This is a genomic window from Achromobacter sp. EB05, from assembly GCF_044232075.1.
GTDB lineage: Bacteria > Pseudomonadota > Gammaproteobacteria > Burkholderiales > Burkholderiaceae_B > Achromobacter > Achromobacter dolens.
In genome coordinates, this window is the sequence record NZ_CP155917.1 from 243,261 (window position 1) to 266,344 (window position 23,084).

Sequence of the window (23,084 nt, forward strand, 5' to 3'; positions counted from 1 at the left end):
GCTGATTTGATCAACGGAATCGCTCCCTTCGTCTGGATTCTGCTGGCCGCGGTGGTCGTCTTCCTGCCGGGCCTGGCGATGCTGCTGGGCAAGGGCGGCCCGCGCGACGAGCGCGGCCGGCGCACCTTCCAGTTCCGCCCCGTGCGGCGCGTGTTCGGCCTGTTGCTGCTGTTGCTGGGCGGCGTGTCGGGGCTGCTGGCGCTGTCGCTGGTCCAGTTCTTCAAGCTGACCACCGACGAACCGGTGGCCCGGATCGAGGTCCGCCAGCAGGCGGAAGGCCAGTTCCAGGTCAGCGCCGCCGCGCCGGGCGTGGGCGCCAAGCAATATGTGCTGTATGGCGACCAATGGCAGATCGACGCCCGCGTGGTGCGCTGGCGCCTGCCGGCCCTGATGGCGGGCGTGTCGCCGCTGTATCGCCTGGAGCGCCTGTCCGGCCGCTACAGCGACGCCGCGCGCGAGGCCTCGGCGACGCGTTCGGTGCATGCGCTGGACGACTGGCCGGCGCCGGACCTGGGGTCGCTCAAACAGAGCTTCCCGAACTGGTTTCCCTTCGTCGATGTCCAATTTGGCAGCGCGGCCTACATGCCGCTGTTCGATGGCGCGAAATACCAGGTCTATATGGATCCCCGCGGCGCGTTGTTCGTACGCCCGGATGGCGAGGCCACCGCGGCGGGACTGAAGCGGCTGGGGTGGTAGCCAACGCGTCCGGAGCCGTGTGATGGCCTGCCCGGCAAGGCGGATGGCCCTGCGCGCAGCTCGGAATTTAAAATGGGGCCGCATCGCGTGGAGGAAACTTTGACGCGTCGCAATAGTCGAATTAGCACTCCCTTTACTAGAGTGCTAACATCGAATCCATGTCTTTACCCCTTCGCTTTCCGGAGACCGCCGCAATGAAGCAACCCAGTACCTCGTTGGCCACGTCCGGCAACGCTCTGGCGTTGGCCATCGCCAATCCGGGCGCGCTCGGCACGATCGATGCCTACATCTCGGCCGTGAACCGCCTGCCGGTCCTGTCGGCCGAACGCGAAACCGAACTCGGCCGCCGCCTGCGCGACAGCGAAGACCTGGGCGCCGCGCGCGAGCTGGTGTTGTCGCACCTGCGCCTGGTGGTGTCGGTCGCGCGCCAGTACCTGGGCTATGGATTGCCCCACGCCGACCTGATCCAGGAAGGCAATGTCGGCCTGATGAAGGCCGTCAAGCGGTTCGACCCCGAGCGCGGCGTGCGCCTGGTGTCGTTCGCCGTGCACTGGATCAAGGCCGAAATCCACGAATACATCATCCGCAACTGGCGGCTGGTCAAGGTGGCGACCACCAAGGCGCAGCGCAAGCTGTTCTTCAACCTGCGCAGCATGCGCCCGGACGGCCAGACGCTGGATCCGGAACAGGTCGATCACATCGCGCGCGAACTCAACGTGCGCCGCGAGGATGTCAGCGAAATGGAAGTGCGCCTGTCCGGCCGCGACATGTCGCTCGAGAACCAGGACGACGATGACGACAGCTACGCGCCCATCGCCTACCTGTCCGACGAAGGCCGCCAGGAGCCGACCCGCGTGCTGGAACGCGCCGCCCGCGACCAGTTGCAGAGCTCGGGCCTGTCGAGCGCGCTGGAAGCACTCGACCCGCGTTCGCGCCGCATCGTCGAGGCCCGCTGGCTGCAGGACGACGGCGGCGCCACGCTGCACGAGCTGGCGCAGGAATTCGGCGTGTCGGCCGAACGCATCCGCCAGATCGAGGCCGCCGCGTTGAAGAAGATGCGCGGCAACCTGGCCGCCTGATTTCCCGCCGCATCCATGCCCAGGGCCGCGATTCGCGGCCCTTTCCATTTACGCCGCCGACCGCCCCGACCCACGGAAGGGGCCGTGGCGGCCATTGTCGCGTCGCACCAATAAATTGATACAAATTCGCCGCGAAATAACCGCCGATTTCAGAAACTTAATGCAGTGCGCCCCGCCTAACTTCACGTAGACCGCAAACTTTGGTTGGCAGTCTTGTCATCCGTCTCGGCTTCTCCTCTTTCCCCTCCCCTATGAGACGGATGCTTGCGGGGCACCACGCATATGGTGCCCCGTTTTTTATTGCGCGCGCGAAACGCGTCGGGCCGTTCAGGCCGCCTGCGCGCTGGCCGGACCGGGCTGCGTTGCATGCCACAGGGCGTCCTGCACGCGCCGCACGCCGGTGGCCATCGAGCCATCCTGGTAGAGCTTGATCCAGCGATACCCGGGGGCGAGGTTGTCGACCACATGCTTGCCGTCGCGGATGCTGAACTGGAAGCAGGTGGAGGGCGTGGCCAGCATGCGCAGGTTGTGGCGGCGGCGGTCGAACTCATGGTGCACGTGGCCCCACAGCAGCACACGCACCTGCGGCCAGCGCGCCAACAGCTTGAACAGCGCCTGCGGGTTGTCGATCATCATCGAATCATGCCAGTGGCTGTCGATCTGCATCGGGTTGTGGTGCATGGCCAGCAGCGTGTGTCGTCCGGGCGCCTCGGCCAGCGCCGCTTCCAGCAGATCGAGCTGGCTGTCGGGCAGGTGGCCGGCGTTGGAGCCGGGCACGGTGGTGTCCAGCGAAACCACGCGCCAGGCGCCCACGTCCGTCACGGGCACCGACCATTCTGGCAGTTCATGGCGCATCGCCACAGGCAGGTCGTGGTTGCCCGGCAGGCAACGGATCCGGGCGCCCTCCAGCGCCGGCGCGGCGCCCAGGATGGCGGCCAGGCGCTGGTAGGCGGCGGGCTCGCCGTCCTGGGACAGGTCACCCGTGGCCAGCAGCAGGTCGGGGTGCTTGCCGTCGGCCTCGATCTGGCGCAGCACGGCGCGCAGGCTGGCATCGGTGTTGACGCCGAGCATCACGGTGTCCGGCTCGCCGAACAGGTGGCAATCGGTCAACTGGACGAGCATGGCTGGGGCGTCGGTGCGCCGGGCCAGGGTATGGACGCGTGCCAAGTGCGGCTCCTGCGAAGTTTCTGCACGGGCTCCTACCTTACCTAAAAAACATGTCCCGGCGCGTATCGCCCCACCCGATCGGGGTAACGAAACGTGCGCCGGAAATAGCCGTTCGCCGGAATCGACTGGAAAACCCGCTATTCTTGTGGAACTTCTCACAAGCTTCATGATCGGGACGCGGCGTTATCCATGGATGTAGGTTTTCTCGTATTCGGCCTGGCCGGGCTGTTGACCCTGGTGTGCTTCATGCCGCCGCTGGCTGGCCGCCTCAAGCTGCCCTACTCGGTGCTGCTGGCAATCGTCGGCTGCCTGCTGGGCATCATCGTGCACGTCCATGGCTGGGCGCCGAGCTGGATCGGCGACTTCCTGGATTCGCTGGAGCGGTTCGAGATTTCCTCCGAGACCTTCCTGATGGTGTTCCTGCCAGTGCTGCTGTTCGAAACCGCGCTGTCCATGAACGTACGGCGGCTGATGGACGACATCGGCCCGATCCTGATGATGGCGATCGTCGCCGTGGTGGTGTGCACGGTGGTGGTGGGCGTGACGCTGGACGCGATCTCGCCCTATGGCCTGGTGGTCTGCCTGCTGCTGGGGGCCATCGTGGCGACCACCGACCCGGTGGCGGTGGTGGGCATCTTCCGCGAAGTGGGCGCGCCCAAGCGCCTGACCACGCTGGTCGAAGGCGAAAGCCTGTTCAACGACGCCGCGTCGATCGCCCTGTACTCGGTGCTGCTGGCCGTGCTGGGCGGCCATGGCGAGTTGACCGCCAGCGGCATCTTCAATGACTTCATTGTGCACTTCATCGGCGGCGGCATCGCCGGTTTCGCCATGGGGCGGCTGGCCTGTTTCCTGTTCGCCTGGCTGCGCGGCTTTCCCACGGCCGAGATCACGCTGACGCTGACGCTGGCCTACCTGTCCTTCTTCATTTCCGAGCACTACCTGAACGTGTCGGGCGTGGTCGCCACGGTGATCGCCGGCCTGGTGGTGGGGTCGACCGGCCGCACCCGCATGTCGCCGACCACCTTCGAATACCTGTCGAGCGCCTGGGAACAATTCGGCTTCTGGGCCAATTCCCTCATCTTCCTGTTCGCGGCCATGCTGATTCCCAAGCTGATGGCGGCCGCCGACTGGCAGGAACTGGTGCTGGTGGCGGTGGTGTTCGTGGCGACGCTGGTGGCGCGGGCCATCGTGGTGTTCGGGCTGCTGCCGTTGCTGGGGCTGACCAAGCTGGGCACCAAGGTCAGCAATCCCTACAAGGTGGTGATGCTCTGGGGCGGCCTGCGCGGCGCGGTGTCGCTGGCCCTGGCCCTGGCCGTGACCGAGCAGACCGGCGTGCCCGAGGAGGCGCGCCAGTTCATCGCCGTGGCCACCACCGGTTTCGTGCTGTTGACGCTGTTCGTCAACGGCATCAGCCTGCGGCCGCTGATCCGCATGCTGGGGCTGAACCAGTTGTCGCCGGTCGAGCGCACCATCCGCAACCAGGCGCTGGCGGTGGCGCTGGAGGACCTGCAGGGCAAGACCGAAGAAGTGGCCAAGACCGAGCACATCGGCAGCGAGGTGCGCGACCGTATCCGCGCGGTGTTCGACGCCAGCCTGACCAGCGTGCACGATGGCCAGGTCAGCCAGATGAGCGACGAGCAGCGGGTGGCCGTCGGGCTGGCGATCGTGGCGCAGCGCGAGGAGGAAATGTTCTTCGACATCCTCAAGGCGCAGATCGTCGACTGGCGCATGGCGGAAACGCTGCTGGCGCGGGCCGAACGGCTGGAGGACGCGATCCGAATGGGCGGGGTGCCGGGCTTCGAGCGCGCCATCATTGCCGACGTGCGCTATTCCACCGGCTTCCGGCTGGCCTTGCGGCTGCACTACCTGTTCGGTTTCCAGGGCTGGCTGGCGCGCGAACTGGGCCAGCGTTTCGCCAACCTGATGAGCAAGCGATCGGTGGCCCAGCGCCTTATCGTGTTCGCGCGCGAGCAGATCACGCCGCTGCTGGGCGAAACCGCCACGCAGCGCATCGTGTCGCTGCACCAGCGCCGCCTGGACCTGATCGAAAACGCGATGCAGGCGCTGAACCTGCAATATCCGTCGTACGCGCAGTGGCTGCAGGAGAGCTACCTCGGCCGGGTGGCGCGCGAGCTGGAACGGATCCGCTATCGCGACATGCTGGAGCAGTTCCTGATCAGCGGCGAGGTCTACGCCGACCTGATGGCGCAGTTGAAGAGCCGCTGGGCGCACATCGACACGCATCCGCCGCTGGACATCGAAATGAGCGCGGCCGACCTGATCAAGCGCGTGCCGCTGTTCGAGGGGCTGTCGGCCGATTCGTTGCGCGCCATCAGCAAGCTGCTCAAGCCGCGCCTGTCGTTGCCCGACCAGCGCGTGCTGACCAAGGGGCGGCATGGCGAAGAGATGTGCTTCGTGGCGTCGGGCGCGGTGGCGGTGCACCTGCCGGACAACACCATGATCGAACTGGGCAGCGGCGAGTTCTTCGGCGAACTCGGCCTGCTGGGCGAACAGCAGATCGCGCCCGAGGTGACCTCGCTGGGCTACAGCAAGCTGCTGATGCTGTCGTCGCGTGATTTCCACGCCCTGCTTGCCCGCGACGAAAACCTGCGCGAACGCATCCAGGTGGTGGCCAAGCAGCGCCTGCGGGCGATCGAGGTCTGGAAGCAGTTCTCGCAGGCCAACGCGACGCCCGCGCCCGCTCCCGCGCCTGCGTCGGCGCCTTCGCCCTCACAGGCGGCGGAAGCGGCCGAGGCCGCGGGGGTGCAGAGCGGCCTCGATACGCGGGCGGTGCAGGCGTTGCGGGCGGCCGAGCCGGGCGCAGCGGTGGCGCTGCCGGCAGTGGGAAGCGGGTCGGAGCCGCAGCAACAACGTCCGCGGCAGGTCGAGACACGGCCTGTCGAGGCGCGTCCCGCGCAGCCGCTACAGGTCGAGACGCACGCCGCGCCGTTGCAACAAGTGGAGACGCGCCAGGCCGACGCGCACAAGGCCGATGCGCGCGAGACGGATGCGGCGCCGGGAGGCGCCAGCGCCTGATGCGGGCAGGTGCGCGCCGGCAGGCCGGCGCGGTCGTGCCGCGCGCTGTCTGAGCCCCGCGCCGCTGGGCGCATCGGCCCGCCGCGCGGGAGCGCCGGTTCAGATTTCGCCGGCCGCCCGGCGCTGCATGATGTCTTCGATGATCACCAGCGCCGCTTCGAGCGTGAACTCTCCGTCGGCCACGCGCCGCACCACGGTGTCGACGTCGGCGGCCGCGATTTCCATCACTTCGCCATCGCGGTTGGCGGGCCGCGCGTCCGCCGCCAGCACGCAGGTGCTGGTCAGCACGTCCTCGACCTGGTAGCCCTCGGGCAGGCGGCGGTGGATGCGCAGGATGGTGCGCAGCGGCGAGCGCTGCGCCAGGTCCGGCGCGTCCAGGCCGGCTTCCTCGCCGCATTCGCGCACCAGCGCAACGTCCAGGTCTTCGCCGCGGCCGGCCAGGCCGCCCACCAGGGTGTCCCACATGCCGGGGTCGGTGGATTTGCTGAGCGCGCGCCGGGCGATCCAGATGCGGCCATCGGGCGTCCAGGCGTTCAGGTGGACGGCCTTGGTCAACAGGCCCAGCGGCCGCATCGCCGCGCGTTCGATGACGCCGAGCGCGGTGTCGCCATCCAGCACGTCGAGTAATTCATCGCGCCAACCGCGCAGGCAGTTGGCTTGGCGCAACAGTTGCGCGACCTGTTCGAGCGCCGCGTCGAGGGCCGGGCCGGGCGACAGCCTCGCGCCGATGTGCAAGGCGTCGGCATCGGACTCGATATGGGCGGCGCCCCGCAAGGCATCGCAGGCGGCATGCGTGGCCCAGCCGCAGCGGCGCCCCGCTATATAGAGCGCGTGCGCGCCAACCGGGGCAGGCTCCTGGGCCCGTGCGCTCAGGGCGGCATACAGATCGGACAACTGTTTGGGCATCGTGAGGCGGTGTTAATAAGACTGTCCGCGATTTTATGCCACCCCTGTTTACCCTGGGTCGTGAACGAACGCGCGCAGATGGGGGCGGGCGGTATGAATTCAAGAGCACAAACTTACATCCATTTGCGCGTCCGCTATAATCCGCCAGTTTCTTTGTGATTTCGAGTGGGAACGCGGGGGCCGCTCTATCTCCCCCTGCCTAACCCTGCCATCTAATAATTGCGCGTAGTCCTGTTGCAGTGACATCCGTGCCAACAGGCGACAAGGGCCCTCGCGCCGTGTTTCGAGGTAAGCATGAAGAAGTGGAGAGGGATACTGGGCGCTTGTGCGCTGCTGATTGGCAGCGCGGCCATTGCCCAGGTGCAAGACATGCCCGGCGGCCCGAAGGTCAATCAGCTGAACCTGCATGAAGGCGTTACGCAGATCACGCGTGATGTCATGTGGTTGCACTGGCTACTGCTCACGATCTGTATTGTGATTTTCGTGGGCGTCTTCGGAGTGATGTTCTACTCCATCTGGGCGCACCGGAAATCCCGCGGACACAAGGCCGCGACCTTCCACGAACACCTCGGCGTGGAAGTGGCCTGGACGATCATCCCCTTCATCATCGTCATCGCCATGGCGCTGCCGGCCACCAAGACGGTCGTCGCCATGAAAGACACTTCCAGCGCCGACCTGACCATCAAGGTCACCGGCTACCAGTGGAAGTGGGGCTACGAATACCTCGACGGCCCCGCCGCTGGCGTCAAGTTCCTCGCCACCCTGTCCACGCCGCGCGCCCAGATCGAAGGCCGCGAGCCCAAGGGCCAGTTCTACCTGATGGAAACGGACAACCACATGGTGGTGCCCGTGGACAAGAAGGTGCGCGTCGTCCTGACCGCTGCCGACGTCATCCACTCCTGGATGATCCCGGACTTCGGCGTCAAGCAGGACGCGATCCCCGGTTTCCTGCGCGACGCCTGGTTCCGCGCCGAAAAGCCCGGTATCTACCGTGGCCAGTGCGCCGAACTGTGCGGCAAGGACCACGCCTTCATGCCCATCGTCGTGGAAGTCCTGGCGCAAGCGGACTACGATAAGTGGGTTGAGGACCAAAAGAAGAAGATGGCGGCAAACGCCGACGATCCCAATAAAGAGTGGACGGAAGCCGAACTGGTTGCCCGTGGCGAGAAGGTTTTCGCCGCCAATTGCGTGGCCTGTCACCAGGCCAACGGCAAGGGCATCCCGGGCAGCTTCCCCGCCCTCGATGGAGACAAGGTTGTGCTGGGCCCCAAAGCCGCCCAGATCAACACCGTGCTGAAGGGCAAGCCCGGCACCGCCATGGCGGCGTTCGGTCCCCAGCTCAATGATGTCGAGATCGCCGCGGTCATCAGCTATACGCGCCATGCCTGGAGCAACGCCGGCAAGGGGCAGGACCCGACAGTGATGCCGAAGGACGTGGCGGCCGCGCGTTGATCGCGCCCGCTTCCCAACGCAGAGCTGGTTCCGTTTAGTCAGAGATACCCTGCCGGTTCCGTGGAACGGAGCCGGCACTCAGCAGGAAGGAGTCCATCATGAGCAGCGTCACTGTAGACCACGTGTCGCCGGGCCACGGCCACGGTCACGATGACCACCACCACGCCACCCCCACCGGCTGGCGCCGCTGGCTTTTCGCCACCAACCACAAAGACATCGGGACGATGTATCTCATCTTCTCGTTCGTCATGCTGCTCGAAGGCGGCACGCTGGCGCTGCTGCTGCGTACCGAGCTGTTCGAGCCGGGCCTGCAGTTCTTCCGCCCCGAGCTGTTCAACCAGTTCACCACCATGCACGGCCTGATCATGGTGTTCGGCGCCATCATGCCGGCGTTCGTGGGCTTCGCGAACTGGATGATCCCGATGCAGATCGGCGCGTCCGACATGGCGTTCGCCCGCATGAACAACTTCAGCTTCTGGCTGCTGCCGGTGGCCGCGATCATGCTGACGGCCTCGTTCTTCGTGCCGGGCGGCGCCACCGCCGCCGGCTGGACGCTGTACGCGCCGCTGTCGCTGCAGATGGGCCCGGGCATGGACCTGGCCATCTTCGCCATGCACATCATGGGCGCGTCCTCCATCATGGGCGCCATCAACATCATCGTGACCGTGCTGAACATGCGCGCGCCGGGCATGACGCTGATGAAGATGCCGCTGTTCTGCTGGACCTGGCTGATCACCGCGTTCCTGCTGCTGGCCGTGATGCCGGTGCTGGCCGCCGCCATCACCATGGTGCTGACCGACCGCCACTTCGGCACCGGCTTCTTCAACGCCGCCGCCGGCGGCGACCCGGTGCTGTACCAGCACGTGTTCTGGTTCTTCGGGCACCCCGAGGTCTACATCATGATCCTGCCGGCGTTCGGTATCGTGTCGGCCATCGTGCCCGCGTTCGCCCGCAAGAAGCTGTTCGGCTACGCCTCGATGGTGTACGCGACCGCCTCGATCGCCGTGCTGTCGTTCATTGTGTGGGCGCACCACATGTTCACCACGGGCATGCCGGTGACCGGCCAGCTCTACTTCATGTACGCCACCATGCTCATCTCCATCCCGACCGGGGTGAAGGTGTTCAACTGGGTCGCCACCATGTGGCGCGGTTCGATGACGTTCGAGACGCCGATGCTGTTCTCGATCGGTTTCATCTTCGTGTTCACCATGGGCGGCTTCACCGGCCTGATCCTCTCGGTGGCGCCGATCGACATCCAGGTGCACGACACGTATTACGTGGTGGCCCACTTCCACTATGTGCTGGTGGCCGGCTCGCTGTTCGCGCTGTTCGCCGGCACCTACTACTGGCTGCCCAAGTGGACCGGCCGCATGTACAGCGAAAAGCTGGGCAAGCTGCATTTCTGGTCGACGCTGATCTCGTTCAACGTGACCTTCTTCCCGATGCACTTCCTGGGCCTGGCCGGCATGCCGCGCCGTTACGCCGACTACGCCGCGCAGTTCACGACGTTCCACCAGATCGCCACCATTGGCGCGTTCTGGTTCGGCCTGTCGCAACTGATCTTCCTGTGGGCGGTGTTGCGCTGCTACATGGGCAAGGGCGAGAAGGCCACCGCCAAGCCGTGGGAAGGCGCCGAAGGCCTGGAATGGACGGTGCCGTCGCCCGCGCCGTTCCACACCTTCGAGACGCCGCCCGAAGTCAAGTGAGCGCCGATCCGAAACCCGCAACAGGCAGCATGGCCATGACCCCCGAGCAGCGCCGACGCAACAAGATCGCAGGACTGGTTCTGCTGGTATTCGTCATCGCCGTGTTCGCCTGGACCGTGTTCCGCGGTTCGGCGCTGCTGGCGGGCAAAGCCATCGGCGGCTAGCGAACCATGAGCGACGACCTGCGTGAATCCGCCCAGCGCAAGCTGAGTTTTCTTCAGACGATGAAGGCGGTGGCGTGGGGGTTTTTCGGCGTCCGCAAGGGCGCGGGCTACCGCGAGGACAGCGCCAGGCTCAATCCCGTGCACGTGATCGTGGCGGGACTGTTGGCGGCGGCGATCTTCGTGACCGTGCTGGTGTTAATTGTGCGTTGGGCGGTTTCCAGCCTGACTTGAATCACTTAATTCTATAAATCAGTACCAGGGAGAAAGCCATGAGTGCAAGCCACTCGGTTCAAGGTAAAGAGGCACCCTATTACTACGTGCCCGCCGATTCGGGTCATCCCGTGCGCACGGCGGTGGCGCTGCTGCTCATGGGCCTGGGCGCCGCCGGCTGGATCAACGGCGTGAGCTGGGCCAAGTGGTCGGTGCTGGTCGGCTTCATCGCGCTGATCGTGGTGCTGTACTACTGGTTCGGCGACGCCATCCAGGAATCCGAGGCCGGCATGAACAGCAAGCGCATCGACGGGTCGTACCGTTGGGGCATGAGCTGGTTCATCTTCTCGGAAGTGATGTTCTTCGCGGCGTTCTTCGGCGCCCTGTGGTACGTGCGCACCATCACCACGCCGTGGCTGGGCGACATGGACCACCGCCTGATGCTGTGGCCCGACTTCCAGGCGGTGTGGCCCAACTTCGGTCCGGCCGGCGTGGTCGAGCACTTCCAGACCGTGGGCCCCTTCTGGCTGCCGACGATCAACACCGCGCTGCTGCTGAGCTCGGGCGTGACGCTGACCATCGCCCACCACGCGCTGCGCGAGAACCATCGCGGCAAGACCATGTTCTGGCTGGCCGCCACGGTCATCCTGGGTTTCATCTTCGTGGCCTGCCAGGCCGCCGAATACCACCATGCGTACACCGAGCTGAACCTGAAGTTCAATTCGGGCGCCTACGGTTCGCTGTTCTATATGCTGACGGGCTTTCACGGCTTCCACGTGATCCTGGGCGCCACGATGCTGACGGTCATCCTGATCCGCCTGATGCGCGGCCATTTCCGGCCCGATCACCACTTCGGCTTCGAAGGCGCCGCCTGGTACTGGCACTTCGTGGACGTGGTGTGGCTGGGCCTGTACCTGTTCGTCTACTGGTTCTGAGGCGCGGGCCCGGCGCTGCCGGGCCGGCGGCTGGACGGGGCGAGGCTGGCGGGCCGCCGGGAAACCGGCGCCGCCGGCCTCGCCCTTCGCTCGATGGCGGTCCGTGTTCCAATAGGTGGCTGGACGCGCGCCGGGAACCGGCGGCCAGCGGGGCTATCTAAGCCCGGTGCTTTCGATCCAGCCCATGTGGTGGGCGAACAGCACGAACAGGAACAGCGCCACCGACAGGCCGATGCGCACCGTCAGCGCGTTGACCGTGCGGTTGGTGCTGCCTTTGTCCCGCATCAGGTAGACCAGGGCGGATGCCAGACTGGCCAGGATACCGATGAAGGCCAGTACGACGAAAACGCGCATGATGGTCTCCGGACAAAATCGATTGATTCAATACAGATGGCCCGACCGCATTCAACCCGCTACACGGTAGCCGCTTTGCTCCTGCTGGGGATCGCCGTGGTGATCCTGGCCTCGCTGGGCCAGTGGCAACTGCGGCGGGCCGACGAGCGACGCGACATTCTGGCGGCTATCGAGGCCGGCCGCAAGCAAGCGCCGCTGGTGCTGGCGCCGTCGACCGCGCCGGCCGACCTGAAGCCGTGGCGCGTGGCGCAGGCCAGCGGCACCTGGCTGCCTGAATTCAGTGTACTGCTGGACAACCGCAACCACGATGGCAAGCCGGGCTACTGGCTGGCCACGCCGCTGCTGCTGGATGCGGAAAAGCGCACGGCGGTGCTGGTGCTGCGCGGCTGGCTGCCGCGGGTGATCCAGGGCCAGGGCGCCCCGGTGCTGCCCGCCGCGCCTGAAGGCGTACAGACCATCAAGGGCGAGCTGTCGCCGCGCGTGCCGCGCATGTTCGAGCTGTGGTCGCTGGGGGGCCAGGACGCCTCCAGCCTGCCGGCCTCGCTGCCGGCGCCCGGCGGCGTCGTGCCGCAGGTGCAGAACCTGCCGCTGGAGGCCTACGCAAAGGCCACCGGACTGACCCTGCTGCCCACGGTGGTGAGCCAGTTCGGCCTGGGCGAGGACGACGGGCTGGTGCACGACTGGCCGCAGCCGTCGGTGAATTTCCAGCAAAACACGGTGTACGCCGTCGAGTGGTTTTCCTTCGCCTTGTTTGCCGCCATCGCCTGGCTGGTGGTGCTGGGGGGCGCCATCAAGCGCATGCGCCAGCGCGCGGCCGACGATCCGGCGGCCTGACCGCCTCTCCCGACAACAGAATCCATGACCCACGTGGCTCGCGACATGACTGCTTCCAAACCCGCCCGGCGCTCGCTGACGCCGATGGTGCTGGTGTTCCTGTGCACGCTGGCGCCTATCGTGGCGGCCTTCGTGGTCTACATGAACCCGCAATGGTGGCCGGCGGACGCCAGCAACTACGGCCAACTGGTCGAGCCGCAGCGGCCCGTGCCGGCGCCGGGGGCGCTCAAGCTGACCACGCTGGACGGCAAGCCGTTCGACCTGCAGAGCCTGAAGGGCAAGTGGCTGCTGGTCGCGGCCGACGGCGCGGCCTGCCCGGAAAGTTGCGCCCGCAAGCTCTACATCACCCGCAATACCCACGCCAGCCAGGGCAAGAACGTCGATCGCCTGGCGCGCGTCTGGTTCATCACCGACGATGGACCGGTGCCGGACAAGGTGTTGGAGGCCTACCAGGGCACGATCATGCTGCGCGCCGATCCGGACCAGTTGGCGCGCTTCCTGCTGGCGCGCGACGCCGCGGCCGGCCAGCCCGGCCTGGCGCAGCCGATCTGGGTGATCGATCCCCTGGGCAACCTGATGATGCAGTATCCCGCCGACGCCGACGGCGTGAAGGTGCGCAAGGACATCAGCAAGCTGGTCTATAACTCGCGCATCGGTTGAATCGGTATTTAGTTGATTTCCATGGAACGCATCAAAGCGCGGTATCGCAAACTCGTCTTCTTCACCTGGTTCCTGACGCTGGACCTGATCATGTTCGGCGCCTTCGTGCGCCTGACGGACTCGGGCCTGGGCTGCCCGGACTGGCCCGGCTGCTACGGCAGCGTCACGCCGCTGGGGGCGATGGGCGATATCCACGAGGCCTCGCAGGCCATGCCGTTCGGGCCGGTGACGCTGTCCAAGGCCTGGATCGAGATGATCCATCGCTATGTCGGCTCGATTCTGGGCATGTTGATCATCGGCATCGTCTACATGGCCTGGCGCTACCGCCGCGAACTGGGCCGCTCGCCGGCCCTGGCGGTGACGACGCTGGTGGCGGTGTGCGTGCAGGGTGCGTTCGGCGCCTGGACCGTGACCCACAAGCTCATGCCCGCCGTGGTCACGGCGCACCTGGTGTTCGGCCTGTCGGTGCTGGCGCTGATGACCTGGCTGTCGGCGCGTGAACGCCCGCACCATGCGGTGGCCGCCGCGGCGCGGCGCTTCAAACCGTGGGTGGTCGGCGGCTTCATCCTGCTGCTGATCCAGGTGACGCTGGGCGGCTGGGTCAGCACCAACTACGCGGCGCTGGCCTGCATGGATTTCCCCATGTGCCACGGCAAGTGGGTGCCGGACATGGACTTCCATGGCGGCTATTCCATCATCCGCGGGCTGGGCGAACTGCCGTCCGGCGAAATGATCTCGCAGCCGGCGCTGACGGCGATCCACTGGGTGCACCGCAATTTTGCCTTCGTCGTGTTTGCCTACCTGGGCGTGCTGGCCTGGCGCCTGCGGGCCGACCGCGGCCTGCGGGGACCGGCCACGCTCATGCTGGCGCTGCTGGGCGCGCAGTTGCTGACCGGCCTGACGACGATCTTCTTCCAGTGGCCTTTGTTGATCGCGGTGTTGCACAATGGCGGGGCCGCCGGCCTGACGCTGGCCGCGGTGGTCCTGATGGTGCGCCTGTCCACCGCGGGCGGGGCGCCGGCCGGGGGCTACGGCCCCAATTCGGTGCGCGTTTAAAATAGGGTGCATGATGACCAGTCTTGCCGCTCCCCAATCCGGATTGCTCCGCCAGTATTTCGTTCTCACCAAGCCGCGCGTCACCCAATTGGCGGTGTTCTGCGCGGTGATCGGCATGTTCCTGGCCGTGCCGGGCGTGCCGGACATGCGCCGCGTGCTGTTCGGCACGCTCGGCATCTGGCTGCTGGCGGCCGCCGCCTTCGCCATCAACTGCCTGATCGAGCAGGAAGTCGACGCCCGCATGCTGCGCACGGCGCGGCGCGCCACCGCGCGCGGCACCATTTCCGCGTTCCAGGTGCTGAGCCTGTCCGGCCTGCTGGGCGGCGCCGGCATGTTCGTGCTGTACACGCTGGTCAACCCCCTGACCATGTGGCTGACCTTCGCCACCTTCGTCGGCTACGCCGTCATCTACACCATCATCCTGAAGCCGCGCACGCCGCAGAACATCGTCATCGGCGGCCTGTCGGGCGCCATGCCGCCGGCGCTTGGCTGGGCGGCGGTGGCCGATTCCGTGCCGGCCGAGGCCTGGCTGCTGGTGCTGATCATCTTCATCTGGACGCCGCCGCATTTCTGGGCGCTGGCCCTGTATCGCAACCATGACTACGTCAAGGCCGGCCTGCCGATGCTGCCGGTGACGCATGGCCAGCAGTTCACGCGCCTGCAGATCCTGCTCTACAGCATCGCGCTGGTCGCCACCACGCTGCTGCCCACCGCGATCCGCATGAGCGGCGCGCTGTACCTGGCGTCGGCGCTGGTGCTGGGCGGCATGTTCGTGTCGTACGCCTGGCGGCTGTACCGCAACTACAGCGACGAGCTGGCGCGCAGCATGTTCCGTTTTTCCATTCTCTACCTGGCGCTGCTGTTCGGCGCCCTGCTGGTGGACCACTGGGTCGCGCTGATCTGACCCCCTGGAGATAAGTCGATGTCCGTATTTTCCGCCAGCCGGCGCCTGGCCCTGCGCCTGGCCACGGCCGCCGCGTTCACTGCCGCCCTGGCCGCCTGCGGCGACAACGCGCCCCAATTCAAGGGCAGCGACATCAGCGGCACCCAACTGGGCCGCGGCCTGGAGCTGTCGGACTACAACGGCAAGACGCGCACGTTGCAGGATTTCGCCGGCAAGGCGGTGGTGGTGTTCTTCGGCTTCACGCAATGCCCGGACGTCTGCCCGACCTCGCTGGCCGAGCTGACCGAGGTGATGAAGAAGCTGGGCCCGGACGCCGACCGCGTGCAGGTGCTGCTGATCACGGTGGATCCCGAGCGCGACACGCCGGACGTGCTCAAGCAATACGTAACGGCGTTCGACCCACGTTTTCTGGGTTTGACCGGCACGCCGGACCAGGTGAAGAAGGCGGCGGCCTCGTTCAAGGCCTACTACGCCAAGGCGCCGACCAAGGACGGCAACTACACCATGGACCACACCGCGGCTTTCTACCTGCTGGACGGCAAGGGCGAATCGCGCGTGCTGGCCAACAACAACATCGGGGTCGACGCCCTGGTGCACGATATCCAGGCCCTGCTCAAGGGCTGATCCGGGACGCGCTTGCCTGGTCCGCCCTCAGGCGGTCCGCGGCGCACCGGCTGCTTATCCCAGGCCTGGCGCGTGCCGGCCGGCTTTACACGCCGCCCGCCGCCGTCCAGCCGGACAGCGCGGCACGGGCCTGGTCGCTGAGTTCGGCGGCGGGGATTTCGCGGCGGTGCGACATGATCATCAGGGCATAGGGGGCGGCCAGCGCGGCGGCTTCGGGGCACAGGCGTGATTCGTCGCCGGTCGACGGCGACACATTGCGCCAATAGTTGATGGCCGCTTCGATCTGAGGCAAGGTGATGGCATTCATGGTCCTATTGTCCACGAATGCCGCGGGCTGTCCACCCGCCCTGGCGCAGCAATGAAGCGTCACCATCGCAACATGCCGAAACCGCATCCGGGTGCTATACCACTGCCGGTTAGTAACGATGGAGCATCGTCATGAATTACCCCGTCCCAACCGAATCTTCCCGCCGCGGCCTGCATCCGCTGGTCGCGGCCGCCGCCATCGCGGTGATCGTCATGTGCTCGGTCGGTGTCGCCGCCGTGATGGGCTGGCTGCCGACGCCATCGGCCACGCCGCACGCCGAGGACCCGGCGCTCGCGCAGGCCGGGCCCGAGGCCGCCAACCTGGCTCCGGCGCAGCCCGCGCCCGCCCAGCCGCAAGCCCCGGGCGCACGACCACAGGCCCAGGTCCAGGCCCAGGGCCGTCCCGCGCCGGCGCCCGCTCCCGCGCCGGCGGCACAGGCCTGCCGCACCTGCGGCGTGGTGGAAACCATTCGCCAGGTGCAGGTGCCGGTCAAGGACAATAGCGACCACCTGGTCGGCACGATCGCCGGCGGCGTCGCCGGGGGCGTGGTCGGAAACCAGTTCGGCGGCGGCAACGGCAAGACGGCGCTGACCGTGCTGGGCGCGGTGGGCGGCGCTTTGGCAGGCCGTGAAGTTGAGCGTAATATCAGGCAGCAACAAACGGTGACGCACTATGAGCTCACGGTTCGCATGAACGACGGCAGCACGCGGCAGTTCCGCAGCGCGCAACCGTTCGCGTTTGCGTCCGGCGACCATGTGCGCGTGGAGAATAATCAGCTGCTGCCGGGGTGACCAGTCAGGCCGGCGGCGCTTTGCGATCTATGGGAAGACAGGAATGAGCGACCAACACAGCAACCCGTTCGTCCTGCCCGGCATGGGCCAGAATTCCGACCTGTCGGGCAATCCGCTGCTGGCCAGCATGGAAATGATGCGCCAGGCCTGGGCCGGCCTGACCGGGCCGGGCGGGCTGGCGAGCAGCCTGCCGATGGCGCCGCCCATGAACCTGGAAGACCTGGACCGCCGTATCACCGAACTGCGCTCGGTCGAAAACTGGCTGCGCATGAACCTGTCGATGCTGTCCAGCACGATCCAGGGCATGGAAGTGCAGCGCTCCACCATCAGCACGTTGCGCGCCTTTGTCGACTCGGCCGCCAATCTGGACCTGGGCGCGGTGCGCGAAAGCGGCGCGGCGTCGCCGCTGGAAGTGGTGCTGGGCCTGAAACCCGCGCCGGTCGCCAGGAACACGTCGAAAGGCGCGTCGCAAGATGCCGCCGACGCCGCGAAGGCCGAGGCCAAGGCGTCCGAGGCCGAGGGCGGCGCGGCTGGCGCCCAGCCCGGCATGAGCGAGCAGATGGGCGCGGCGGCGCAATCGGCCTCCAAGGCCTGGTGGGACCTGCTGCAACAGCAGTTCAACCAGATCGCGGCGGCCACGGCCGCATCGATGCCGGGCAGCCAGCCGGCGCCCGAGGCCGACAAGTCCAAGGCCAAGCCGGGCGGCCCGCAAGCCGCGGCCGCCCCGGCGGCCAAGGCCGCCAAGACGGTCGCCAAGCCCGCTCGCAAGGCCGCGCGCAAGCCGGCGGCCAAGACGGCCGCCAAGTCGGCCACCAAGAACAACGGGCCTGCCGACGGCAAGCCCTGATTTTTTCAATCCCGTCCCGGACCGCCGGATGGCGGTAGCGGGCGCATTCAAATACCGGAACCTATGCTTAATGTAGTGATTCTTGCCGCCGGACTCGGCAAGCGCATGCAGTCCGACCTGCCCAAGGTGCTGCATACCCTGGCCGGCAAACCGATGCTGGCACACGTGCTGGACAGCGCCCGCCAGCTCGAGCCGGCCCGCGTCATCGTGGTGGTCGGCCATGGCGCCGACCGCGTCAAGCAGGCTTTCGCGGGCCAGGACGATCTGCAATTCGCGTTGCAGCAGCCGCAGCAAGGCACCGGCCACGCGGTCCAGCAGGCCGTGCCGCTGCTGCGCGAAGGCGACGGCGAGGACGACGTGACGCTGGTGCTGTACGGCGACGTGCCGCTGGTGCAACCCGAGACGTTGCGCCGCCTGCTGCAGGCGCGTGGCGCCGGCGCCGCGGTGCTGACGGAAGTGCTGGCCGATTCCACCGGTTATGGACGAATCGTGCGCGACGCCGGCGGCAATGTCTGCCGTATCGTCGAGCACAAGGATGCCTCCGAAGCCGAGCGCGCCATCAAGGAAGTGAACACCGGCATCCTGGCCGCGCCGACTGCCCGGCTCAAGGACTGGCTCTCGCGCATCGACAACAACAATGCCCAGGGCGAGTACTACCTGACCGACGTGGTCGGCCTGGCCGTGGTCGATGGCGTGCCGGTGGGCGCGGCCCAGCCGGGCGCCTCGTGGGAGACGCTGGGCGTGAACAGCCGCGTGCAGCAGGCCGAACTGGAGCGCCGCTGGCAGGCCGAGCAGGCGCGTCGCCAGCTCGAGGCAGGCGTGACGCTGGCCGACCCCGCGCGTTTCGATGTGCGCGGCACGCTGAATTGCGGTCGTGATGTCTTTATCGACGTGGGCTGCGTGTTCGAGGGCCGCGTGACGCTGGCCGACGGGGTGCGCGTCGGCCCGCATTGCGTGCTGCGCGATGTGAGCATCGGCGCGGGCACGCAGATCGAGGCTTTCAGCCATCTGCAGCAGGCCCAGGTGGGCGGCGACGCGCGCATCGGCCCGTATGCGCGCCTGCGTCCGGGCGCCGAGCTGGGCGACCGCACCCATGTGGGCAACTTCGTCGAGATCAAGAAGAGCGTGCTGGGCGCCGACAGCAAGGCCAACCACCTGGCCTACATCGGCGATGCCGATATCGGCGCGCGCGTGAACGTGGGGGCGGGCACCATCACCTGCAACTACGACGGCGTCAACAAGCACCGCACCGTCATCGAGGACGACGCCTTCATCGGCTCGGATACGCAACTGGTGGCCCCGGTGCGCGTGGGCCGCGGCGCGACGCTGGGCGCTGGCACCACGCTGACCCGCGATGCGCCGGCCGAGAAACTGACGGTGTCGCGCGTCAAGCAGCTCACCATCGACGGTTGGCAACGGCCGGTCAAGAAGTCGTGACGCCGCCGGCGTCGCAAACCCCGGCCGGCGGCGCCAAGCCCGCCGCGCCGGACGGCCTGCCGGTCCCGCGCCGCTACTGGGCCGCGGCGACCGTCATGACAGGCATCAGCCTGTCAGTGCTGGACACCACCATCGCCAACGTCGCCCTGCCGACCATCGCGGCCGACCTGAACGCGTCGCCGGCGCAGGCGGTGTGGGTGGTCAATGCCTACAACCTGGCGGTGGTGATGATGCTGCTGCCGCTGTCGGCGCTGGCCGAGCGCATCGGCTTTCGCCGCATGTTCACTTTCGGCTTGGTGCTGTTCACGCTGGCCTCGCTGGGCTGCGCGCTGGCCGGCTCGCTGGTGCAACTGACGGCGGCGCGGGTATTCCAGGGCGTGGGCGCCGCAACGCTGATGTGCCTGTTCGGCGGCCTGGTGCGCAATATCTATCCGCTCAAGATGCTGGGCCGCGGAATCAGCCTGAACGCCACCACGGTGGCGGTGATGTCGGTGCTGGGGCCGACCATCGGCTCGGCGATCCTGTCGGTGGCGCCGTGGCCGTGGATCTTCGCGGTCAATCTGCCGATCTGCGTGCTGGCCATGTTCGGCCTGCGCCATCTGCCTGAGGTGCCGCGCAACGACGTCAAGCTGGACTGGATCAGCGCCCTGCTCTGCATGGCCACGCTGGGCGTGTTCATCTCCGGCATCGACATGATGGGCCAGGACCTGCTGCGCGGCATCGGCCTGGTGGCGATCGCGGCCGTGGCCGGCCTGGTGCTGGTGCGCCGCGCCAGCCGCCAGCCCGCGCCGCTGGTGCCGGTCGACCTGCTGCGCATCCGGCCGCTGGCATTCGCGGTGGGCGCGTCGGCCTGCACCTTCGCGGCGCAGATGGCGTCGTATGTGTCGCTGCCGTTCTATTTCCAGCAGGTGCTGGGCCGGCCTTATCTCGAGGTCGGCCTGCTGATGGGCGCCTGGCCGGTGGGCACGGCGCTGATCGCGCCGGTGGCGGGCCGCCTGTCGGACCGTTACTCCGCCGCCACCCTGAGCGGCGTCGGCGCGGCCACCATGGTGGCGGGCATGCTGTGGCTGGCGGCGCTGCCGGCGGCCGTGGGCAACGTGCCGATCATTGCCGGCATGTTCGTGGCCGGCGTGGGCTTCGGCTTCTTCCAGACGCCCAACAACCGCGCCATGCTGTCGGCCGCGCCGCGCGCCCGCAGCGGCGCGGCAGGCGGCCTGCAGGCCACGACCCGGGTGTTCGGGCAGAGCTTCGGCACCGCGCTGGTGGCGATCGCTTTCAGCGTCAGTGCAGCGCACGGCCCCGGGCTGGCGCTGGTGCTGGGCACGATCTGCGCCGGCCTGGCGGTTGTCGTGAACACCGTGCGGTTCAGCAAGCTGCGGGCGCCGTCGGAACCATAGCGGCCGGGGCGGAGGCGGCGCGGGACCGCCGGCCGCCGCCAAACCCGTGGGCCGCACGGCTTCTATAATGGCGGCCGGCGCGGTGACGGTTCGTCCCGGCGCGACGATTACCTATTTTTAAGGCGTTCAGGCATGAAGATCACGGTCGTGGGTACCGGTTACGTAGGGTTGGTGTCGGGAGCGTGCCTGGCCGACATGGGCAACGACGTCATGTGCCTGGACGTGGACGCGGCCAAGATCGCCCTGCTGCGCCAGGGCGGGATCCCCATCTACGAGCCCGGCCTGGAAGACCTGGTGCGGCGCAACGTGCAGGCCGGCCGCCTGCATTTCACCGACGACGTGGCCCAGAGCGTGGCCTTCGGCGACGTGCAGTTCATCGCCGTCGGCACGCCGCCGGGCGAGGACGGCTCGGCCGACCTGAAGTACGTGTTGGCCGCGGCCCGCAACATCGCCCGCCACATGACCACCCGCAAGCTGATCGTGGACAAGTCCACCGTGCCGGTCGGCACCGCCGACAAGGTGCGCGCCGCGGTGGCCGAGGAATTGGCCAGGCGCGGCGTCGAGGTGCCGTTCAGCGTCGCCTCCAACCCGGAATTCCTGAAGGAAGGCGCTGCGATCAACGATTTCATGAGCCCGGACCGGGTCATCGTCGGCGCCGACGACGACTACACCATCGGCGTCATGCGCCGCATCTACGAGCCGTTCCAGCGCACCCACGATCGCCTGATGGTGATGGACGTGCGCTCGGCCGAGCTGACCAAGTACGCCGCCAACGCCATGCTGGCCACCCGCATCTCGTTCATGAACGAGATGGCCAACCTGGCCGAGGCGCTGGGCGCCGACATCGAGCAGGTGCGCCGCGGCATCGGCGCCGATCCGCGCATCGGCTATCACTTCCTCTATCCGGGCGCCGGCTATGGCGGTTCGTGTTTCCCCAAGGACGTGCAGGCGCTGGTCAACACCGCCGCCGAGAATGCGCTGCCGATGCGCGTCATCGAGGCGGCCGAGGCTGCCAACCACGCGCAGAAGTTCCGCCTGTCGGAAAAGCTGGTGGACCGCTACGGCGAGGACCTGAGCGGCCGCAGGATCGCGCTGTGGGGCCTGTCTTTCAAGCCCAATACCGATGACATGCGCGAGGCGCCCAGCCTGACCGTGATCGCCGAGCTGACGCGCCGCGGCGCCACCGTGCGCGCCTACGATCCGGTGGCCATGCACGAGGCCGCCCGCGTCCTCGATGGCAAACCCGGCGTGAGCTTCGCCACCGACATGTACGACGCGCTGGACGGCGCCGACGCGCTGCTGATCGCCACCGAGTGGAAGGTCTTCCGCGCGCCCGACTTCGACCGCGTCAAGGCGCTGCTCAAGACGCCGCTGATCATCGACGGCCGCAATCTCTACACGCCCGCCGACGTGCGCGCGCAGGGCTTTGAGTACTCGGGCATCGGCCGCGCATGAAGATCCTGCAGCTCAACTTCGAAAAGGGTTGGCGCGGGGGCGAACGCCAGACGCTGTACTGCATGCGCGCGTTCCGCAATGCCGGCCACCAGGTCGAAGTGCTGTGCCGCGAAGGCGGCCCGCTGGCCGAGCGCGTGCGCCAGGAGGGCTTCGTGGCGCACACCGTCCGCAACGTGCCGGCGCAGTTGGCGTTCCTGGCGCGCGCGGGCAGCGGCTACGACATCATCCACGCCCAGACCGCCAACACCGTCACCTGGGCGGTGCTGACCAAGTGGCTGCACCGGCGCCCGGTGGCGTTTTCGCGCCGCACCTCGTTCGTGGTCAAGCCCAACGAGGAATGGAAGACCGGCTTCAAGTGGCGCCACACCGACCTGTTCGTGGCGATCAGCGACATGGCCGCGAGCGAGCCGCGGCGCCTGGGGCTGGACCCGGTCATCATCCGCAGCGCGGTCGAGCCGCACCAGATCAACCAGGAGAACGTCGCCGCGCTGGTGCGCGAGTTCGATCTGGAAGGCAAGAAGGTCATGGCCACGTCGGCCGCGCTGATCCGCGACAAGGACCCGGTGACGCTGGTGCGCGCGGTGGCCGAACTGGCCCGGACGCGGCGCGATTTCGTCTTCCTGCATTTCGGCGCCGGCGGCGACCGCGAACAGCAGGCGCGCGACGAGGCGCGCGCGCTGGGCGTCGAGGACGTCTACCGTTTCGCGGGCTTTCGCAAGGGCGTCGAGGATTTCTACAGCATCCTCGACGTGTTCGTCATGAGTTCCGAGGAAGAGGCGCTGGGCAGCAGCGTGCTGGACGCCTTCCTGCAGCGGGTGCCGGTGGTGTCCACTGACGCTGGCGGCTTGAAGGAAAGCCTGGCCGACGGGCGCGGCGTGCTGTGCGCGGTGGCCGATTTCCATGCCATGGCCCAGGGCATGGCGCGTTGCCTGGATGATGCCGCGTTCCGCCAGGAGATCACCGAGCGCGCGTATCAGTACGTGCGCGACGAGCACGACGTGCAGAAGATGGGCAATCGTTACCTGGCGCAGTTCGAGCGGCTGCTGGCGGCGAAGGGCGCGCGCTGA

Annotated in this window: 23 protein-coding genes; 19 read left to right on the plus strand and 4 right to left on the minus strand. The window is 67.4% G+C overall.

Features of this window, described 5'->3' with window-relative positions; genetic code table 11:
• The first annotated feature begins 6 nt into the window (after positions 1–6).
• Both AAID08_RS01135 and rpoH read left to right on the plus strand, forming a co-directional pair.
• A complete protein-coding gene (locus tag AAID08_RS01135; RefSeq protein WP_054503715.1) occupies positions 7–696 on the plus strand; it encodes a hypothetical protein in 690 nt (229 codons plus the stop codon).
• A 194-nt stretch (positions 697–890) separates the two neighbouring features.
• Entirely contained in the window at positions 891–1,775 is an 885-nt protein-coding gene (gene rpoH / locus AAID08_RS01140; RefSeq protein WP_006388088.1) for an RNA polymerase sigma factor RpoH, read from the plus strand.
• A 327-nt stretch (positions 1,776–2,102) separates the two neighbouring features.
• On the opposite strand, the gene cpdA is transcribed toward rpoH, so the two are convergent.
• Positions 2,103–2,942 (minus strand): 3',5'-cyclic-AMP phosphodiesterase, encoded by an 840-nt coding sequence (gene cpdA / locus AAID08_RS01145; RefSeq protein WP_054503714.1) that lies wholly within the window; start codon positions 2,940–2,942, stop codon positions 2,103–2,105.
• Positions 2,943–3,131: 189 nt separating this feature from the next.
• On the opposite strand from cpdA, the gene AAID08_RS01150 reads away from it, so the two are divergent.
• On the plus strand, positions 3,132–5,978 hold the full coding sequence (locus AAID08_RS01150) for a cation:proton antiporter (protein ID WP_054503713.1): 2,847 nt from the start codon (positions 3,132–3,134) through the stop codon (positions 5,976–5,978).
• Positions 5,979–6,077: 99 nt separating this feature from the next.
• Here the strand turns inward: AAID08_RS01150 and AAID08_RS01155 are convergent, their stop codons facing one another.
• A complete protein-coding gene (locus AAID08_RS01155; protein WP_054503712.1) occupies positions 6,078–6,884 on the minus strand; it encodes an NUDIX hydrolase family protein in 807 nt (268 codons plus the stop codon).
• A gap of 294 nt (positions 6,885–7,178) precedes the next feature.
• On the opposite strand from AAID08_RS01155, the gene coxB reads away from it, so the two are divergent.
• The 5 genes from coxB to AAID08_RS01180 all read left to right on the plus strand — a co-directional run bounded on the left by coxB (position 7,179) and on the right by AAID08_RS01180 (position 11,351).
• Positions 7,179–8,336, plus strand: coding sequence for a cytochrome c oxidase subunit II (gene coxB, locus AAID08_RS01160; protein WP_064524564.1), 1,158 nt, complete (start codon positions 7,179–7,181; stop codon positions 8,334–8,336).
• Between the two features lie 98 nt (positions 8,337–8,434).
• Positions 8,435–10,042: a cytochrome c oxidase subunit I gene (ctaD, locus tag AAID08_RS01165; RefSeq protein WP_049070636.1), complete on the plus strand. Its 1,608-nt coding sequence runs from the start codon at positions 8,435–8,437 to the stop codon at positions 10,040–10,042.
• A gap of 35 nt (positions 10,043–10,077) precedes the next feature.
• Entirely contained in the window at positions 10,078–10,206 is a 129-nt protein-coding gene (locus AAID08_RS01170) for a cytochrome oxidase small assembly protein (protein WP_020925592.1), read from the plus strand.
• Positions 10,207–10,212: 6 nt separating this feature from the next.
• Complete coding sequence (locus tag AAID08_RS01175; protein ID WP_006392371.1) at positions 10,213–10,437, plus strand: DUF2970 domain-containing protein; 225 nt, start codon at positions 10,213–10,215, stop codon at positions 10,435–10,437.
• A gap of 38 nt (positions 10,438–10,475) precedes the next feature.
• The gene (locus AAID08_RS01180) at positions 10,476–11,351 is read left to right on the plus strand and encodes a cytochrome c oxidase subunit 3 (RefSeq protein WP_026383359.1); all 876 of its coding nucleotides are present in this window, start codon (positions 10,476–10,478) and stop codon (positions 11,349–11,351) included.
• A 153-nt stretch (positions 11,352–11,504) separates the two neighbouring features.
• Here the strand turns inward: AAID08_RS01180 and AAID08_RS01185 are convergent, their stop codons facing one another.
• Positions 11,505–11,705 carry a twin transmembrane helix small protein gene (locus AAID08_RS01185; protein WP_006392373.1) on the minus strand — a complete coding sequence of 67 codons (201 nt, stop codon included), beginning with the start codon at positions 11,703–11,705 and terminating at the stop codon, positions 11,505–11,507.
• 36 nt (positions 11,706–11,741) lie between these two features.
• Here AAID08_RS01185 and AAID08_RS01190 point away from each other — a divergent pair, with 36 nt between their 5' ends.
• From AAID08_RS01190 to AAID08_RS01210, 5 genes are read left to right on the plus strand one after another with little or no spacing between them, the layout of a single operon-like run.
• Complete coding sequence (locus AAID08_RS01190; RefSeq protein WP_054503711.1) at positions 11,742–12,539, plus strand: SURF1 family protein; 798 nt, start codon at positions 11,742–11,744, stop codon at positions 12,537–12,539.
• A gap of 45 nt (positions 12,540–12,584) precedes the next feature.
• Positions 12,585–13,199 (plus strand): hypothetical protein, encoded by a 615-nt coding sequence (locus AAID08_RS01195; RefSeq protein WP_231132921.1) that lies wholly within the window; start codon positions 12,585–12,587, stop codon positions 13,197–13,199.
• A gap of 21 nt (positions 13,200–13,220) precedes the next feature.
• Complete coding sequence (locus AAID08_RS01200) at positions 13,221–14,255, plus strand: heme A synthase (RefSeq protein WP_054503709.1); 1,035 nt, start codon at positions 13,221–13,223, stop codon at positions 14,253–14,255.
• Positions 14,256–14,268: 13 nt separating this feature from the next.
• Complete coding sequence (gene cyoE, locus AAID08_RS01205) at positions 14,269–15,159, plus strand: heme o synthase (protein WP_006392377.1); 891 nt, start codon at positions 14,269–14,271, stop codon at positions 15,157–15,159.
• 18 nt (positions 15,160–15,177) lie between these two features.
• Positions 15,178–15,783, plus strand: a complete 606-nt coding sequence (locus AAID08_RS01210; protein WP_054503708.1) for an SCO family protein — start codon at positions 15,178–15,180, stop codon at positions 15,781–15,783.
• 85 nt (positions 15,784–15,868) lie between these two features.
• Here the strand turns inward: AAID08_RS01210 and AAID08_RS01215 are convergent, their stop codons facing one another.
• Complete coding sequence (locus tag AAID08_RS01215; protein WP_054503707.1) at positions 15,869–16,090, minus strand: DUF3717 domain-containing protein; 222 nt, start codon at positions 16,088–16,090, stop codon at positions 15,869–15,871.
• Between the two features lie 131 nt (positions 16,091–16,221).
• On the opposite strand from AAID08_RS01215, the gene AAID08_RS01220 reads away from it, so the two are divergent.
• The 6 genes from AAID08_RS01220 to AAID08_RS01245 all read left to right on the plus strand — a co-directional run bounded on the left by AAID08_RS01220 (position 16,222) and on the right by AAID08_RS01245 (position 23,084).
• Positions 16,222–16,881, plus strand: coding sequence for a glycine zipper 2TM domain-containing protein (locus AAID08_RS01220; RefSeq protein WP_175167263.1), 660 nt, complete (start codon positions 16,222–16,224; stop codon positions 16,879–16,881).
• 43 nt (positions 16,882–16,924) lie between these two features.
• A complete protein-coding gene (locus AAID08_RS01225) occupies positions 16,925–17,728 on the plus strand; it encodes a PhaM family polyhydroxyalkanoate granule multifunctional regulatory protein (RefSeq protein ID WP_343720017.1) in 804 nt (267 codons plus the stop codon).
• Positions 17,729–17,791: 63 nt separating this feature from the next.
• Complete coding sequence (gene glmU, locus AAID08_RS01230; RefSeq protein ID WP_175167261.1) at positions 17,792–19,165, plus strand: bifunctional UDP-N-acetylglucosamine diphosphorylase/glucosamine-1-phosphate N-acetyltransferase GlmU; 1,374 nt, start codon at positions 17,792–17,794, stop codon at positions 19,163–19,165.
• Positions 19,162–20,562 (plus strand): MFS transporter, encoded by a 1,401-nt coding sequence (locus AAID08_RS01235; RefSeq protein WP_054503703.1) that lies wholly within the window; start codon positions 19,162–19,164, stop codon positions 20,560–20,562. Before glmU ends, AAID08_RS01235 begins: the two co-directional genes overlap by 4 nt.
• 132 nt (positions 20,563–20,694) lie before the next feature.
• Positions 20,695–22,017 (plus strand): UDP-glucose/GDP-mannose dehydrogenase family protein, encoded by a 1,323-nt coding sequence (locus tag AAID08_RS01240; RefSeq protein ID WP_064524573.1) that lies wholly within the window; start codon positions 20,695–20,697, stop codon positions 22,015–22,017.
• Complete coding sequence (locus AAID08_RS01245) at positions 22,014–23,084, plus strand: glycosyltransferase family 4 protein (RefSeq protein ID WP_395757273.1); 1,071 nt, start codon at positions 22,014–22,016, stop codon at positions 23,082–23,084. The genes AAID08_RS01240 and AAID08_RS01245 overlap by 4 nt, the downstream gene beginning before the upstream one ends.

Coding starts and splice junctions, on each gene's coding strand:
- AAID08_RS01155 (WP_054503712.1), bottom strand. CDS start 6,884: ATGCCCAAACAGTTGTCCGATCTGTATGCCGCCCTGAGCGCACGGGCC.
- AAID08_RS01210 (WP_054503708.1), top strand. CDS start 15,178: ATGTCCGTATTTTCCGCCAGCCGGCGCCTGGCCCTGCGCCTGGCCACG.
- AAID08_RS01245 (WP_395757273.1), top strand. CDS start 22,014: ATGAAGATCCTGCAGCTCAACTTCGAAAAGGGTTGGCGCGGGGGCGAA.
- AAID08_RS01170 (WP_020925592.1), top strand. CDS start 10,078: ATGACCCCCGAGCAGCGCCGACGCAACAAGATCGCAGGACTGGTTCTG.
- AAID08_RS01150 (WP_054503713.1), top strand. CDS start 3,132: ATGGATGTAGGTTTTCTCGTATTCGGCCTGGCCGGGCTGTTGACCCTG.
- AAID08_RS01185 (WP_006392373.1), bottom strand. CDS start 11,705: ATGCGCGTTTTCGTCGTACTGGCCTTCATCGGTATCCTGGCCAGTCTG.
- AAID08_RS01215 (WP_054503707.1), bottom strand. CDS start 16,090: ATGAATGCCATCACCTTGCCTCAGATCGAAGCGGCCATCAACTATTGG.
- rpoH (WP_006388088.1), top strand. CDS start 891: ATGAAGCAACCCAGTACCTCGTTGGCCACGTCCGGCAACGCTCTGGCG.
- AAID08_RS01200 (WP_054503709.1), top strand. CDS start 13,221: ATGGAACGCATCAAAGCGCGGTATCGCAAACTCGTCTTCTTCACCTGG.
- AAID08_RS01175 (WP_006392371.1), top strand. CDS start 10,213: ATGAGCGACGACCTGCGTGAATCCGCCCAGCGCAAGCTGAGTTTTCTT.
- AAID08_RS01195 (WP_231132921.1), top strand. CDS start 12,585: ATGACTGCTTCCAAACCCGCCCGGCGCTCGCTGACGCCGATGGTGCTG.
- AAID08_RS01225 (WP_343720017.1), top strand. CDS start 16,925: ATGAGCGACCAACACAGCAACCCGTTCGTCCTGCCCGGCATGGGCCAG.
- cyoE (WP_006392377.1), top strand. CDS start 14,269: ATGACCAGTCTTGCCGCTCCCCAATCCGGATTGCTCCGCCAGTATTTC.
- AAID08_RS01240 (WP_064524573.1), top strand. CDS start 20,695: ATGAAGATCACGGTCGTGGGTACCGGTTACGTAGGGTTGGTGTCGGGA.
- ctaD (WP_049070636.1), top strand. CDS start 8,435: ATGAGCAGCGTCACTGTAGACCACGTGTCGCCGGGCCACGGCCACGGT.
- AAID08_RS01220 (WP_175167263.1), top strand. CDS start 16,222: ATGAATTACCCCGTCCCAACCGAATCTTCCCGCCGCGGCCTGCATCCG.
- AAID08_RS01190 (WP_054503711.1), top strand. CDS start 11,742: ATGGCCCGACCGCATTCAACCCGCTACACGGTAGCCGCTTTGCTCCTG.
- AAID08_RS01180 (WP_026383359.1), top strand. CDS start 10,476: ATGAGTGCAAGCCACTCGGTTCAAGGTAAAGAGGCACCCTATTACTAC.
- coxB (WP_064524564.1), top strand. CDS start 7,179: ATGAAGAAGTGGAGAGGGATACTGGGCGCTTGTGCGCTGCTGATTGGC.
- glmU (WP_175167261.1), top strand. CDS start 17,792: ATGCTTAATGTAGTGATTCTTGCCGCCGGACTCGGCAAGCGCATGCAG.